The 14,260-nt window shown below is 32.7% G+C and carries 13 protein-coding genes and 2 tRNA genes; 13 read left to right on the top strand and 2 right to left on the bottom strand.

Features of this window, described 5'->3' with window-relative positions; all coding sequences use genetic code 11:
* Positions 1-11 precede the first annotated feature (11 nt).
* The 6 genes from EBF09_RS05170 to EBF09_RS05145 are packed head-to-tail and all read left to right on the top strand — an operon-like array spanning position 12 to position 5,607.
* The gene (locus EBF09_RS05170) at positions 12-1,550 is read left to right on the top strand and encodes a phosphoethanolamine transferase (protein WP_121764071.1); all 1,539 of its coding nucleotides are present in this window, start codon (positions 12-14) and stop codon (positions 1,548-1,550) included.
* Between the two features lie 3 nt (positions 1,551-1,553).
* Positions 1,554-1,913: a diacylglycerol kinase gene (locus EBF09_RS05165; protein WP_121764070.1), complete on the top strand. Its 360-nt coding sequence runs from the start codon at positions 1,554-1,556 to the stop codon at positions 1,911-1,913.
* 58 nt (positions 1,914-1,971) lie between these two features.
* Positions 1,972-3,396 (top strand): NAD-dependent succinate-semialdehyde dehydrogenase, encoded by a 1,425-nt coding sequence (locus tag EBF09_RS05160; protein ID WP_121764069.1) that lies wholly within the window; start codon positions 1,972-1,974, stop codon positions 3,394-3,396.
* A gap of 49 nt (positions 3,397-3,445) precedes the next feature.
* Complete coding sequence (hemL, locus tag EBF09_RS05155) at positions 3,446-4,753, top strand: glutamate-1-semialdehyde 2,1-aminomutase (RefSeq protein WP_121764068.1); 1,308 nt, start codon at positions 3,446-3,448, stop codon at positions 4,751-4,753.
* Entirely contained in the window at positions 4,743-5,060 is a 318-nt protein-coding gene (locus EBF09_RS05150; RefSeq protein ID WP_121764067.1) for an AtpZ/AtpI family protein, read from the top strand. Before hemL ends, EBF09_RS05150 begins: the two co-directional genes overlap by 11 nt.
* A complete protein-coding gene (locus tag EBF09_RS05145; RefSeq protein ID WP_121764066.1) occupies positions 5,050-5,607 on the top strand; it encodes a hypothetical protein in 558 nt (185 codons plus the stop codon). The genes EBF09_RS05150 and EBF09_RS05145 overlap by 11 nt, the downstream gene beginning before the upstream one ends.
* Before the next feature lie 23 nt (positions 5,608-5,630).
* Here the strand turns inward: EBF09_RS05145 and rpsU are convergent, their stop codons facing one another.
* A complete protein-coding gene (rpsU, locus tag EBF09_RS05140) occupies positions 5,631-5,843 on the bottom strand; it encodes a 30S ribosomal protein S21 (RefSeq protein ID WP_005020782.1) in 213 nt (70 codons plus the stop codon).
* Positions 5,844-5,955: 112 nt separating this feature from the next.
* On the opposite strand from rpsU, the gene EBF09_RS05135 reads away from it, so the two are divergent.
* From EBF09_RS05135 to EBF09_RS05120, 4 genes are all read left to right on the top strand, one after another.
* Positions 5,956-6,789 (top strand): SIR2 family NAD-dependent protein deacylase, encoded by an 834-nt coding sequence (locus EBF09_RS05135; RefSeq protein WP_121764065.1) that lies wholly within the window; start codon positions 5,956-5,958, stop codon positions 6,787-6,789.
* 119 nt (positions 6,790-6,908) lie between these two features.
* A tRNA-Pro gene (locus EBF09_RS05130) sits at positions 6,909-6,986 on the top strand.
* A 29-nt stretch (positions 6,987-7,015) separates the two neighbouring features.
* Positions 7,016-7,092 (top strand) — tRNA-His (locus tag EBF09_RS05125).
* A 167-nt stretch (positions 7,093-7,259) separates the two neighbouring features.
* The gene (locus EBF09_RS05120; RefSeq protein ID WP_121764064.1) at positions 7,260-8,507 is read left to right on the top strand and encodes a Cj0814 family flagellar-dependent secreted protein; all 1,248 of its coding nucleotides are present in this window, start codon (positions 7,260-7,262) and stop codon (positions 8,505-8,507) included.
* A 31-nt stretch (positions 8,508-8,538) separates the two neighbouring features.
* Here EBF09_RS05120 and htpG read toward each other — a convergent pair whose 3' ends face one another.
* Positions 8,539-10,425, bottom strand: a complete 1,887-nt coding sequence (htpG, locus tag EBF09_RS05115; protein WP_121764063.1) for a molecular chaperone HtpG — start codon at positions 10,423-10,425, stop codon at positions 8,539-8,541.
* Positions 10,426-10,605: 180 nt separating this feature from the next.
* Here htpG and EBF09_RS05110 point away from each other — a divergent pair, with 180 nt between their 5' ends.
* The 3 genes from EBF09_RS05110 to EBF09_RS05100 all read left to right on the top strand — a co-directional run bounded on the left by EBF09_RS05110 (position 10,606) and on the right by EBF09_RS05100 (position 14,135).
* A complete protein-coding gene (locus tag EBF09_RS05110; protein ID WP_157978169.1) occupies positions 10,606-11,589 on the top strand; it encodes a hypothetical protein in 984 nt (327 codons plus the stop codon).
* A 117-nt stretch (positions 11,590-11,706) separates the two neighbouring features.
* Positions 11,707-13,080: a cytochrome c oxidase accessory protein CcoG gene (ccoG, locus tag EBF09_RS05105; RefSeq protein ID WP_121764061.1), complete on the top strand. Its 1,374-nt coding sequence runs from the start codon at positions 11,707-11,709 to the stop codon at positions 13,078-13,080.
* Positions 13,077-14,135 carry an AI-2E family transporter gene (locus tag EBF09_RS05100; RefSeq protein WP_121764060.1) on the top strand — a complete coding sequence of 353 codons (1,059 nt, stop codon included), beginning with the start codon at positions 13,077-13,079 and terminating at the stop codon, positions 14,133-14,135. The genes ccoG and EBF09_RS05100 overlap by 4 nt, the downstream gene beginning before the upstream one ends.
* The last annotated feature ends 125 nt before the right edge of the window (positions 14,136-14,260 follow it).

Raw genomic sequence — 14,260 nt, 5'->3', positions numbered from 1 at the left:
AGGATTTTATGATGAAAAAAATAAAAATATCATGGCTTAATTTTGTGCTTTTTAGTGCATTATTCATTACTTTTATGAATTTTAAATTATTTAGCTATATTTATTTTAATTTGATAGAAGAAAAGGCAATGGAATATTTTATTTTATTTCCAATAATTTATTTTTCCTTGCTCGTAGCCATTTTTTCTTTATTATTTTTTAATTATACAAATAAGATTTTATTATCTTTGTTTGTGGTGATTACATTTTTGAGTGTGTATTTTATGCAAACTTATGGTGTAATTATTGATAGTGATATGATAGCAAATGCTATGCAAACAGATTTTAAAGAAAGTAGTGAGTTGCTTGGATCTTGGAAGTTTTTGGGTTTATTTTTGGTGGGTGTTGTGTTGCCTTTAATTTTTATTTTTAAATTAGAAATCGCAAAAACAAAGATTTGGATTAGGGGTGCTACTTGTGGAATCTCTTTGCTTGTTGCGCTTATGGTTTTAGTTATTTTTTCTTCTAAGCTTGTGCCATTTTTTAGAAATTATAATGACACTAGAATGTATAATGCCCCCTTTTATCAAATTTATTCTGCAGTGAAATATTTAAAAAGAGAGATAGAGCCTCAAGGAGAATTGCGTCAAATTGCACTTGATGCAAAAAAGCAAGCAACCAAAGATAAAAGCATACTTGTGCTTGTTGTAGGGGAAACAGCAAGGGCAAACAATTACTCTTTAGGAGGATATGAAGTGGATACAAATCCTTATACTAAAGAGGAAAATGTGATTTTTTTTGATAATGTGTATTCATGTGGCACGGCGACTGCTATTAGTCTTCCTTGTATGTTTAGTTTGTCTAAAAGAGTGGAATTTTCTAATAAAGAATATCAAGAAAATATTTTAGATGTTTTAGCAAGAGTGGGTGTTAATGTTTCATGGTATGGAAATAATTCTGGAGGTTGTAAGGGTATTTGTGATAGATTGGCTACAAAAGAGATTTTGCGTGAAGATTTTGATGGTATTTTGCTAGATAAATTAAAGAATGAATTAAATAATTTACAAGATGAAAATTTAATCGTGTTGCATTTACAAGGATCTCATGGGCCAACTTATTACAAAAGATATCCTAAAGAATTTGAAAAATTTTCCCCCACTTGTCAAACAAATGATCTAGCAAAATGTTCCATAGAAGAAATCAAAAATACCTATGATAATACCTTGTTTTATACAGATTATTTATTAAAAGAGATGATTGCACTTTTAAAACAAAAGGGCAAAGATTATAAAAGTGCTTTATTGTATGTTTCAGATCATGGAGAGAGTTTAGGGGAAAATGGAGTATATTTGCATGGAATGCCTTATTTTATTGCTCCTAAAACACAAAAGCATATTCCTATGATTTTTTGGAGCAATAATGAAGATTTAAATAAAGAGGCATTAAATGATCAAAAAACTGATCTTTCTCACGATAATCTCTATAGTATTTTATTGGGTTTTTTCAAAGTAGAGAGTGAAACCTATGAGGCTAGATTTGATATTTTAAATGCGGGGGGGGGGGCAAATTAGACCATGAAGCCAAAATATCATTTAGGTAAAAATGCAATTTATGCCCTAGAGGGCGTAAAATATATGCTACAAAAAGAGAGGGCATTTCAAATAGAGCTTTTGTGTATTTTGCCTCTTTTAGTGCTTTCTTTCTTTTTGGAAATTAGTGTTTTTATGAGGATTGTGTTAGATTTTTCTTTGGTATTGATTTTGATTGTAGAAAGTATTAATAGTGCTATTGAATCTTGTGTAGATTTGATAACGCAAGATTTTCACCCATTAGCAAAAATCGCTAAAGATTGTGCTTCTGGTGCTGTGTTTTTAAGTGTTATGTGGGCTGTGATATTGTGGTGTTATGTATTGGGGGATTTGTATTTATTTTAGTTTAAAACAAACATAAAAGAATTTGTGCTAATATGGGTAAAAGCCATAAGGAGATAAGATGCGTTTAGATATTTTTTCACATCCACATATTAGCAAAGAACCTAAAGAAAATTACTATGCTTTAAACAATCCTGCAACCTTGCAAACCATTGCATATATTAAAAAAACAAATAAAGAAGAGTTAGAAGAGATGTGCAAAAGGGCTAGTTTAGCACAAACTAAATGGGCGAGTGAGTTAGTAGAAAAAAGAAGTGATATTTTATATAAATTTTATGAATTGATTTTAGAATACAAAGAGGATTTAGCACAAATTATGACGCTAGAGCAAGGAAAAGTTTTAGCAGAATCAAGAGGTGAGATTTTATATGCAGCTTCTTTTGTGAAATGGTTTTCACAGATTATTAGGGGAGTTTGTGGCGATGTGCTTCTATCTAAAAAAGAAAACGAGAATCTAATTGTGTTAAAAGAGCCTATTGGTGTGTGTGCTGCAATCACTCCTTGGAATTTTCCATCCTCTATGATTACGCGTAAAATGGCACCCGCACTTGCAAGTGGTTGTGCTATGGTTTTAAAGAGTGCTTCACAGACGCCTTTGAGTGCTTATGCACTAGAGCTTCTAGCACAAAAGGCTGGGATTCCAAAAGATTTATTTGTGGTGGTAAATGGTAATGCAGAGGAGATTAGCGATGTATTTGCAAAATCTTCTATCATTAGAAAGTTAAGTTTCACAGGCTCTACTGAAATAGGGAAAAAGCTTTATGCAAAGAGTGCAGAGAGTGTTAAAAAGCTAAGCTTGGAGCTTGGAGGAAATGCACCTTTGATTGTATTTAATGATGCGGATATTGAAGTGGCAATAGAAGGGATTATGGCTTCTAAGTTTAGAAATAGTGGGCAAACTTGTGTATGTGCAAATAGAATCTACGCACAAAGTGGGATTTATGAAGAGCTATGTAAGAGGTTAGCTCTAAAAATTTCTAGCCTAAAAGTAGGTAATGGAATGGAAGAGGGGGTAAATCAGGGACCTTTAATTGATGAAAAAGCGCTTAAAAAGGTAGAAGATCATATAGAAGATGCACTCTCTAAGGGTGCAAAAGTTTTGAGTGGGGGCAAAAGGCATTCTTTAGGGGGGAATTTTTATGAGCCTACGCTTTTAGTAGATGTTAATGAAAAAATGCTTGTTGCAAAAGAAGAAACTTTTGGACCTTTAGCGCCTATTTTCAAATTTGAAAGTGAAGAAGAAGCGATAGAGAGGGCAAATAATACAGAATTTGGCTTAGCAAGTTATTTTTTCACACAAGATTATAAAAGGCAATGGCGTGTCGCTAGGGCACTAGAATATGGAATGGTGGGGATAAATACAGGGATTATTTCTAATGAAGTGGCACCCTTTGGAGGAGTGAAGCAAAGCGGACTTGGTAGAGAGGGCTCTAAGTATGGAATAGAAGAATATTTAGAGATTAAATATCTTTGTATGAGCCTATAAAGAAAAATATAGTATAATTGCCCAAATTGCATAACTTTTAAGGAAAAAAATGGAACAGCTAAACAATCTAAATAGTATTAATGATTTTAATGAAGCCAAACAAGTGATAGTAGGGGGAGTGAATTCTCCTGTGCGTGCTTTTAAAAGTGTGGGGGGCACACCTCCTTTTATTAGAGAGGGTAGGGGGGCGTATTTAATAGATGAAGATGGGAATTCTTATATTGATTTTGTGCAAAGCTGGGGACCTTTGCTTTTTGGACATTGCGATAAAGAGATTGAAGAGAGTGTAATACAAACTTTAAAAAAAGGGCTTTCTTTTGGGGCGCCCACGACTTTAGAAACCGTTTTAGCTAAAGCTGTGATTAGTATGTATGAGGGGATTGATAAGATTCGCTTTGTATCAAGTGGGACAGAAGCTACGATGAGTGCTATTAGACTTGCTAGGGCTTATAGTGGGCGTGAGGATATTATTAAGTTTGAGGGTTGTTACCATGGGCATAGCGATAGCCTTTTGGTGCAAGCTGGAAGTGGTTTGGCGACTTTTGGGAATCCTAGCTCTCCGGGAGTTCCAGAGGATTTTAGTAAGCATACGCTTGTAGCTAGATATAATGATATACAAAGCGTTAAAGAATGTATCAAAAAAAGCAAAGGGGTAGGAGCGATTATTATTGAGCCAATTGCGGGAAATATGGGTTTAGTGCCTGCAAGACAAGAGTTTTTAAAAGAGCTTAGAGAGCTTTGCACTAAAGAGGGGATTGTGCTTATTTTAGATGAAGTGATGAGTGGTTTTAGGGCAAGTAGTAGCGGAAGTTTTGGGGTTTATGGGATTAAGGGAGATTTAGTTACTTTTGGTAAGGTTATAGGTGGGGGAATGCCTGTGGGTGCGTTTGGAGGAAGTGAAGAGATTATGAGCTTGTTATCCCCAAATGGTGCGGTTTATCAAGCAGGGACATTAAGTGGGAATCCTGTGGCAATGAGTGCTGGACTTGCTTCTTTATATAAGATTAAAAATAATCCAAAACTTTATGAAAAGCTAGAAAGCTTAGCCCTAAGACTAACAAATGGCTTAAAAGAGATATGTAAAGAGGTAAATATTCCTTTGCAAACTTGTGTTAGGGGGAGCATGTTTGGATTTTTCTTTAATGAAAAAGAAGTGCAAAATTTTGAAGATGCGCTAAAAAGCGATACAAAGATGTTTGCAAAATTTCATCAAGGAATGCTAAATAAGGGCGTTTATTTTGCTTGTTCGCAGTTTGAAACAGGATTTATTTGTGATTGCATGGATGAAGTGATGATTGATAGTGTGTGTGAGCGAGCAAGAGAGGTGTTAAAGGAGATTAGCCTCTATGGAGAGTAAGAATAATAAAGATATTGCTACTAAAGAGGAGCTAAAATACAAAGACGCACTTTTAGCATATTCAAATGCTACACTTGGAATCTCTATGGTGATAGCTGTGCTAATTGGTGTTTTAATTGGATATGGATTAGAAAAGCTTTTTGGTTATGCGTGGCTTTTTTGGCTTGGAGTTATTTGGGGGATTTGTGCGGCAATTTTAAATGTATATAAAGCCTACAAACGCCAAAAAAAAGAGTTAGATGAGCTAAGTAAAAATCCAAAATATACCTATCAAAATAAGCAAAATTGGGAGGAAGATGAAGAGTAGAAACTTTATTAATCTGGTTATTTTTTTAGGAAGTTTTTTTACTCTTTGGGTTTTTTTTGGAAAAATTTTTGTTTTAAATTTTGCGTTTGCATTTTTGTCGTTTTTGTTTGTTGTTTTAGCGGTATTTTACACGCAAAAAAGAAAAATAAATGCTTTAATCTCTAATGCAAGCAATGAAGAGCTTGAAGCTTTAGCAAAAGTGTATGAAACAAAGGCACAAAGGCTAGAAGAAGAACTTTGGGAAGAGGAAGAAAAAAAAGAAGAATTAAACTTGCAAAGCAATCAAAGTGATAATCAAGAAAAAAAGGAAAGCAAGGAAGTGCCATTGCCTAAAAAAAGAAGGTTTTGGCATAACTTTGATAAAACTTCAAGCAAGCTTGGAATGAAAATGTTTTTTGTTCCTTTACGATTATTGGCTTATGCTTTTTTGGTGGTTGGATTTTTAGTGTTGTTAAAAAATGAAATGCTTGATTTATGGGGATTTTTTAGTGGGCTTATCTTAGCAAATGTACTTGTAGTGCTAAATCTAGTTGTAAAAATAAAATAGAGAAAAAATCTCTATTTTAAGTATTAGAGCCTTGATTCGTAGCGTCTTAGCATATAAAGGCGTTTAAGCATTTTTTTGCGAGCGCTAATTTTTTGCTTTTTACGCTTTTCAGTCATTGGTTCAAAAAATCTTCTAGCTCTGCTTTCAGTTACTACTAAGTTTCTATCCGCTTGTTTTTTAAACTTTCTGTAAGCATCATCAAAAGATTCGTTTTCCCTTACTTTGATACCGGGCATCTAATCACCACCTTTTTTATAAAATTTTGCTTTAAAGCATTGGATAATAGCATAATCTTTATAAAATTTTGCTTTTTTGCGATATAATTTTTATTTTGTAAGGAAAAATTAAGTGGAATTAAAAAGAGCAAAAAAGTGCATTCAAGAAGCAGAAATTTTAATCATCACAGCAGGGGCTGGAATGGGTGTGGATGGTGGGTTGCCTGATTTTAGGGGTAAAGAGGGATTTTGGAGGGCTTATCCGCCCTTAAAAGAGCTTGGGATTTCATTTGAAGATTTAGCAAATCCTAAAAGTTTTCGCAAAAATCCCGAGCTTGTTTGGGCGTTTTATGCACATAGATATAAGCTTTATAAAAACACGCCTAGCCATTTTGGATATGAATTGCTTTTGAGATTGGCAAAACAAAAGAAAGAGTATTTTATAGTTACTTCAAATGTAGATGGGCATTTTCTAAAAGCAGGATTTGACAAAGATAGAGTCTATGAATACCATGGTAGTATCCATTATTTACAATGTGCTTTTTATGATTGTAAAAATTTTGTGTGGGAAAATGAAGATATAATTAAAATTAATACAAAAGATTTTAGGGCATTGAGTCTTCCTTTGTGTTTGAGGTGTAGAAGATTAGCAAGACCAAATATTGTGATGTTTGAAGATTATGAGTTTAAAGATAAGAGAATTAATAAGCAAGAGGCTGCCTTTAATAAATGGAAAAAGAAGCAGATTAACAAAAAGGTTGCTATCATTGAAATAGGAGCAGGAAAGGCTGTGCCTAGTATGCGGATTTTGGGGCAAAATTTATGTAAAAAAATACCGCAAAGCACTTTAATTAGAATTAATCCAAATGAAGCAGATTTTCCAAAAGATTTTAAAGAAGAAAAGGCTATTTCTCTGAATATGGGAGGTCTTGAAGCTTTAGGGGAGCTTTTGGGGGATTTAAAATAGCTTTTTGGATTCTTAAGTGTAAAATTAAAGTGTTTTTGAAATTTTAGATAATTTTTTTTAAATACTTGACAATTAAGTTTTAAAAGATTATAATTCCGCCTTTATTGATTAACTTAAGTCGGGGCGTAGCGCAGTCTGGTTAGCGCACTTGGTTTGGGACCAAGGGGTCGAAGGTTCGAATCCTTTCGCCCCGACCATTTTTATTTCTACATTTTTATTTTTAGTGGTGGGCGTAGCTCAGTCGGTTAGAGCATCAGATTGTGGTCCTGAGGGTCGTGGGTTCGATTCCCATCGCCCACCCCACTTAAAAGCTTTTTTGAAAATCAACTTATTTTTGCAAAACTACACAAATCAAAAATCTTTCAAAATTTATTTTTAAAACCTGCTAAACTTTTCTAAAAATTTTACGATATTATAAAGATAATCTATTTAAGAAAATAAAAAGAAATAAATTTTGTAAGGTGGCAAAGATGATTAGTAGCATAAATTCTTATTCAAACTATAATTACGCAAATACTTTCAGTCATACTGCAAATACAAAATCATCTAATATCATAAATGAAACTTTAAACCTTGTAAGCAATAAATCACAAGCAGTTAATAAAGTCTTAGGCTATGGCGTAGATAAAGATGGCTTTTTTACAAGCGATTTTAACGAAGCTGCAGGATTACCACAAGATTATAAGATTTATGCTAAAGGTTTAGAGGAGATGAGAGAGCTTTATACAAATATGGATTTTTTAACAATGTATGTGGATATAGACATCGCTAAAAGTATAGGAAATGCTTATGAGGCTTTTTCTAAGATAGTAAAAGATAAGGATTTTGGAGCAAATTTCACACAAGAAGATTTGCAAAGCCTTGAAGAGTATAGAATGGATTTTTGGAAAGGATTGCAAAGTGGAGAAATATTTGTGCTGGATATGGGTTCTTTAAATAGAGCGGATTTTGGGGCAAAAGTTTATGAGATAAAAGAGGGGGAAATTTCTAAAGGAGGGGCTTTAATGGCATTTTTAAGAGGGGCAGGGTTTAAAATTATAGAGGGAAGAACTACGATATTAGGCAAGATGGCTGGAGTAGATAAGGATATAAGCAAAGAAGAGCTTAAAGAGCTTCAAGAGTTTATGAATGCTAATCGCACACAAAGTTCTTTTGCAAAGAATCCTTTTGGAGAGGTGCATGATTGGAGCAGTATTGAAACTTTTTTATCCATGCAACTTTTTGTAAAAAGGGCTTATCATGTGGATACACAGCTAGGCAAACAAGCAGAAAATTTTTCTAAAGAGTTTCAAGAGCTAACCAACAAACTAGATTTAAGCTTAGATGAATTTAAGAGAAAATATCTTGATTTTAAACAAAGGCATGATAAGTTTGTAGAGGAGTTAAAAGAAGCAGAAAGGGCGGTGGGGTTAGATTATGATAAATATCCCACTGGAAAACCCGTAGATGATACAGAAGCTATCAAGGAAGCACAAGAGAAAAAGGAAAAGAAGAAAAAAGAAGCCTTTAAGCCTATACAAGGCGAAAGTGAAAACAAAGAAACCTACAAAGATGATAATAAAAGAAATGAACTTTTAAGAGAGCTTTTAAAAACTAAATTTGGCAAAAGTGAAGAGCTAGAAATTCTTTTTGGTGTGGAGTTTAGCAATGATACTTTAGAGGAGTTTAATAAATTTCAAACTTTAAATTCTACAAAAAGTATAGAAATTAAGGCATAAAACAATAAAAGGGCAAAAGCCCTTAAGGAAATTAGAAGCTATTTTGCAAAAGTGAATTTAGGCGTTTTACAAAGGTATTTACATCTTTTAGCTTGCCACCCTCTAGGAGTTTAGCCTCTTCTAAAAGCAGATGTGCTACTTCTGTCTTTTTAGCTTCATCATTGCTTTCTAGGAGCTTTTGTAAAATGATATGGTTTGGATTTAGCTCTAAAATCGGCTTAGGTTCTGGCATATCTGCACCCATTCCCATAGCACCCATTTGCTTCATCATTTTCATCATAGCTGCATTTGGATCATCAGCATCAGCTACTATACATGAAGGAGCATCTACCAATCTTGTGCTTAGACGCACTTCTTTAACCTCTGCTTCTAATGTTTTTGTGAAACTATCTAGCAAAGGTTGGAATTTAGTTTTGATTTCTTCATTTAAAGAATCTCCACCCATTTCTTCCATTGCCTCTTTGCTTGTGATGCTTCTAAGTGGAGTTTTATCAAATTCATGCACCATAGGCATTACGATTCCATCAATTTCATCGCTAAAGAATAGCACTTCAATATCTTTTTGCTTATAGCTTTCTAGTAATGGAGAGTTTTTAAGAAGCTCTAAATCCTCGCCTTGCAAGAAATAAATTGACTTTTGATCTTCTTTCATTCTCTCTTTATAGGCTTTAAATGAGATTTCTTTACCCTCGCTTTTGCTTGAAGTAAATCTTAAAAGCTCTAGCAATTTTTCTTTGTTTTCAAAATCACTATAAACACCTTCTTTTAGACATCTTCCAAATTCTTTATAGAATTTTGAATATTTTTCTTCATCTTTTTGTAGTAATTCGATTTCACTCAAAATTTTCTTTGTAGAAGCCGATTTGATAGTTGCTAGAATCTTGTTTTGTTGTAAGATTTCCCTACTTACATTAAGTGGTAAGTCTTCACTATCTATAATCCCTCTTATAAAGCGTAAATATGGAGGTAAAAGTTCTTTGTCATCATCTGTAATAAATACTCTTTTTACATAAAGTTTCACTCCAGATTTATAATCTACTCTATATAAATCAAAAGGTGCATTTTGTGGGATATAAAAGAGTGTTGTATATTCTAAGCTACCTTCTACTTTTGTATGAATCCAAGTGAGTGGATCAGCACCATCATAGCTTAGAGATTTGTAAAACTCTTTGTATTCTTCTTCTTTTAAATCCTTTTTAGAAACTCTCCAAAGAGCAGAAGCTTTGTTGATTTGCTCGTTTTTCTCTTCTATGATTTCTTTTTTAGAATCTCCCTCTCCTTCGGTTTTTGTTTCTGTATAGTGCAAGAAAATAGGGAATGGAATGTGATCGGAATATTTTTTGATAATCTCTTCTATTCTCCAGCGACTTGTAAATTCTTTTTCCTCTTCTTTTAAATAGAGTTTTATTTCGCTTCCGTGCGTTTCTTTTGTGCATTTTTCAATCTCAAACTCACCGCTACCATCGCTAATCCAAGCATAAGCTTGCTCTTCTCCTGCCTTTTTTGTAGTAACAATAATCTTACTTGCCACCATAAATGCTGAATAAAATCCAACACCAAACTGCCCAATAAGTGCAGAATCCTTTTTCTTGTCTCCACTTAGTTTGGATAGGAAGTTTTTTGTGCCACTTTTTGCGATTGTTCCTAGATTTTCTATCAAATCTTGCTCATTCATTCCTATACCGCTATCGCTGATTGTTAGCGTGTTTTTCTCGCTATCAAAGCTAATATCAATCTTTGGGGTAAAAGAAAATGATTTTAATTTTTCATCAGTTAATGTCAAGTATTGAAGTTTATCTAATGCATCTGAAGCATTGCTTACAAGCTCACGCAAGAAAATTTCTTTATTAGAATATAAAGAATGAATCATTAAGTCTAAAAGTTGATTGACTTCTGTTTGGAAAGTATGTTTTGCCATAAAATCTCCTTAAAATTTTTGCAAAATTATAGCAAATAAAGTTTAAAAATGCAAGAAACTTTATATTAATACACTAAAGTTTATTGATATTATTTAATGTAGATATTATTTGAGTTATGTAAAATAAATCATAAAAAATTTATGGAATAAAAAATGCTTGTGCTTTTTAAAGGAGTCAAAATGCGTTTAGAAAAAGAAATATCCTTAAGTAAGCCTGCCTACTTTAAAGAAAAGCAAACTATAAATCCTTTAAATTCTTTTGAAGATTTTTTTGCCTTGCAAAATGCACTTAAAGAGCGTCAAGAGCCTAAAAAGATTCTAGAAGATTTTAAACCTAACAAAGAAGTTTTAGAAAATATTTTAGGAGAAGAGCCAAGCTATGAAGCAATAAAGGCTAGAACATATGATATAGCAACTTCTTTTTTGCAAGATGAAAAGAGGGGGATTAAGCTAAGCAATGAGGAGCAAAACCCTTTTTCTTATCCTAGAAGTTTTGAGGTTTTAAAAGATTTAATGGAAGAAAAAATTGATAAGTATTTTGCAAAAAACCAAAAAGAAGACGATGAGAAATTGCAATTAATGTTAGCCTATAAGCAAGAATTTGAGAATTTTCCTAAACTTATGGAAGAGCTAAAAGAAAAAGCCACGCAAAAAGTAGAGCTTTTTGCCTCTTTAGCGCCTGATAAGCTAAATAGCCAAAAAGATATTTATTTTAAAAGGGCACAAGAGTTGCAAAGCAGTGTGGCAGAATTTAGTATAGAAGCTATGGGGGGCATTGCATTTATTGATGGATTTTTTGGGCTTATTGAAAAGGATCTTAGCTTAAGAGAAAAAGAGCTTTTATTTACACACGCACAAACTTTTCAAAACTATTGGTATAAGCAAACAGGAGGAGAAGAGGGCAAGTTTGTATTAAATAATGGTATGGTGTATGAAAGTAATGTAGGAGAGGGAGTGGGCGGATTTAATCTAATTACGCAAAATTTGCTTTATGCTTATAGGGAAAAAACACTAGAAGATGGCACAAAGCAGTATGTTTTAGCAGTGTATGATAAATTAGCAAAAGAGGGAGAACAACTCCCAAAAAATATCCATCCAAGCATTGCAGCAACTTTAGATTTTAGTGATAGGGGATATAAGCTTGTAGGTGCTGTGGTGCAATAAATGTGATAAAATCACAAAAAGAACAATATTTAATTAATAAAAAAGTTTGGTTTTATTTTTTTTTTGGATTATATGAGTATCATTATGGCAAAAATACTTACGATTGGAGTTTAAAAAATGTCTTCTTCATTGCAGAAGGTGTCTGTTTATTTTAAAAAGCGTTATGTGGTGTATCTTATCACAACTCTTATGGTTTTTTGTATTCCTTTTATACAAATCAATGGGAATCAAATTTTTCTTTTATCTTTTGATCATCAGCAGTTGCATTTGCTTGGTGTATCTTTTGATATGCAAGAATTATATTTAATGCCCTTTTTATTGATTTTAATGTTTTTGTTTATCTTTTTTATTACCACGCTAGCAGGGCGTGTATGGTGTGGTTGGGCTTGTCCGCAGACAATTTTTAGAGTAATTTATAGGGATTTAATTGAAACTAAACTTTTAAAACTTAGAAAAAGAAGAGAAAATAAGCAATTAGAACCTGATATGAGTTTAGGGATTAATAAGCTTAAAAAGGGTGTTGCTATGCTTATTTGGGTGGTACTCTCTTTTTTAGCAGCTTCAAATTTTATGTGGTATTTTGTGCCACCTGCTGAATTTTTTGCATATCTAAAAGAGCCATTAGAGCATGAATATTTATTGATTTTTCTTTTTGGAATTGCGATTTTTTTGATTGCAGATATTATATTTATTAAAGAGAATTTTTGTATTTATATGTGTCCTTATAGCCGTGTGCAAAGTGTGTTGTATGATAATGATACAATTATGACGGTGTATGATTATAAAAGAGGTGGAGCTGTATTTAACCCTAAAGGGATTAAAATGTGGAAAAAGCCAGAAGTGCCAAATGCTGAATGCACCGGCTGTGAAGCCTGTGTGAAAGTGTGTCCTACGCATATTGATATTAGAAAAGGAATGCAACTTGAATGCATTAATTGTCTTGAATGTGCAGATGCTTGCACTAAGGTTATGGGAAAACTTGGTAAAGAAACGCTAATCTCTTGGACAAGCCCACAAGCGATTGATACAAGAAATAAAGTAAAATATTTCAGATTTAAAACCATAGCTTATTTAGCAGTTATGGCGATTGTTTTTGTAGGGCTTGTATTTATGGGTTCTAAAAAGGAAAATATGCTACTAAATATCAATCGTGGCAGTGCGCCTTATGCGATTAAGCAAGGTGTAGTTGAAAATGCTTATGTATTTTATGTGCAAAATACTAACAAAGAAGCCTATGAATTTTATTTTGAAGTGGATAATGAAGCAATTAAAATCAAACGCCCCACAAAGCCTTTTAAAGTAGAAGCAGGAGCAGGAGAAAAAGAAATTGTTGTGTTATATACAGATAAAAATCTAGCCGAGGATAGTAAAAAAGACACTCCTATTCCTATTAAGATTAGAGCTTATGCACTCGATTCTAAAGAAAAGATTGAGGTAATAAGAGAGAGTGTGTTTGTGTATCCACCTAAAGAAATTATGGATAAACAATGAGTTTAGCAAGGAAAAATTACTTTTTTCTCATTGCTTTTCTTTTAACATTTTTGGCACTTTTTAAGCTTTATTTGCCTTTTTTGGCAAATATGCTTGTTGCTTTTTTGCTTCTTATTGCTACACAGCCTTTGTATAGATATTTGTTGCAAAAGTTTAAAAATAACCTTATCACATCTTTTTTACTAACCTTTTTGCTTGTGTTTTTGTGTTTTTTGCCTTTGGCATATGTTGGAATGAATTTTGCAAATTTTGCTAAGGATTTTGATTTTGGGAATTTGCAAAATTTTTTTATGGATAGTCGTTTAAAAGTCGTTGCATTTTTTAATTCAAGCTTAGAGTTTTTGCCCGATGAGGTAGGTAAGCAAGTCCAAATTTGGATTACTAAGATAAATGAGCTAGATTATTCGCAAATTTTTAAGCAATTTTTAAATTTTTTTGCAGGTTTAGGGAAAAATAGTGTTTCTTTTTTAAGTGATGCTGTGATTGTGGTGGTATTTTTATTTTTCTTCTATTTTTATGGGGATAGGGTGGGGAGATTTATTTTAAGTCTTGTGCCTTTTAGTGCTGGGGAAGTGAAATCTATTTATGAAGAAGTGAGTGCGGTTATTAGTATTGTTTTTTATTCTTCTATTGTTTCTATGATGTTGCAAGGATTTTTATTTGCTATTTTAATGTTTTTTTATGGATACAATGCACTTCTTTTGGGGATTTTTTATGGGTTTGCTTCTTTGGTGCCTGTTGTAGGGGGAGGGCTAGTTTTTATACCTGTTGCTTTGTATGAGCTGTATCTTGGAAATGTGGCAAATGCGATTATTATTTCTTTGTATTCTATGATTGTGATTGCAACTTTGGCTGATAATGGCTTAAAGCCTTTGATTATTGCATTTATTAATAGAAAGCTTGTTAAGACTCCTGTGATGATTAATGAAATGTTGATTTTCTTTGCGATTATTGCAGGGCTCTCTAGCTTTGGTTTTTGGGGGATTATTATAGGTCCTGCGATTACTGCACTTTTTATAGCACTTTTAAGGCTTTATCAAAAGTATTCACATTAAAGATTTCCATTGTAAGCTTTTATTAATACTTTGAAATAGCTTTTTGTAAAAAAATAATAAATAAAAATTTAAAAAAACATATAATAAAATTTCAAAATAAAATTAAGTATTATTTATGTAAATAA

The organism is Helicobacter burdigaliensis, from assembly GCF_003670295.1.
Lineage (GTDB): Bacteria > Campylobacterota > Campylobacteria > Campylobacterales > Helicobacteraceae > Helicobacter_D > Helicobacter_D burdigaliensis.
Note: the sequence above shows the minus strand (reverse complement) of the source record. Positions and strands in the feature narration are given on the sequence as shown.

Excerpts from the sequence above, each read along its gene's own strand:
- EBF09_RS05170 (WP_121764071.1), top strand. The coding sequence starts at position 12 with ATGAAAAAAATAAAAATATCATGGCTTAATTTTGTGCTTTTTAGTGCA.
- EBF09_RS05165 (WP_121764070.1), top strand. The coding sequence starts at position 1,554 with ATGAAGCCAAAATATCATTTAGGTAAAAATGCAATTTATGCCCTAGAG.
- EBF09_RS05160 (WP_121764069.1), top strand. The coding sequence starts at position 1,972 with ATGCGTTTAGATATTTTTTCACATCCACATATTAGCAAAGAACCTAAA.
- hemL (WP_121764068.1), top strand. The coding sequence starts at position 3,446 with ATGGAACAGCTAAACAATCTAAATAGTATTAATGATTTTAATGAAGCC.
- EBF09_RS05150 (WP_121764067.1), top strand. The coding sequence starts at position 4,743 with ATGGAGAGTAAGAATAATAAAGATATTGCTACTAAAGAGGAGCTAAAA.
- EBF09_RS05145 (WP_121764066.1), top strand. The coding sequence starts at position 5,050 with ATGAAGAGTAGAAACTTTATTAATCTGGTTATTTTTTTAGGAAGTTTT.
- rpsU (WP_005020782.1), bottom strand. The coding sequence starts at position 5,843 with ATGCCCGGTATCAAAGTAAGGGAAAACGAATCTTTTGATGATGCTTAC.
- EBF09_RS05120 (WP_121764064.1), top strand. The coding sequence starts at position 7,260 with ATGATTAGTAGCATAAATTCTTATTCAAACTATAATTACGCAAATACT.
- htpG (WP_121764063.1), bottom strand. The coding sequence starts at position 10,425 with ATGGCAAAACATACTTTCCAAACAGAAGTCAATCAACTTTTAGACTTA.
- EBF09_RS05110 (WP_157978169.1), top strand. The coding sequence starts at position 10,606 with ATGCGTTTAGAAAAAGAAATATCCTTAAGTAAGCCTGCCTACTTTAAA.
- ccoG (WP_121764061.1), top strand. The coding sequence starts at position 11,707 with ATGTCTTCTTCATTGCAGAAGGTGTCTGTTTATTTTAAAAAGCGTTAT.
- EBF09_RS05100 (WP_121764060.1), top strand. The coding sequence starts at position 13,077 with ATGAGTTTAGCAAGGAAAAATTACTTTTTTCTCATTGCTTTTCTTTTA.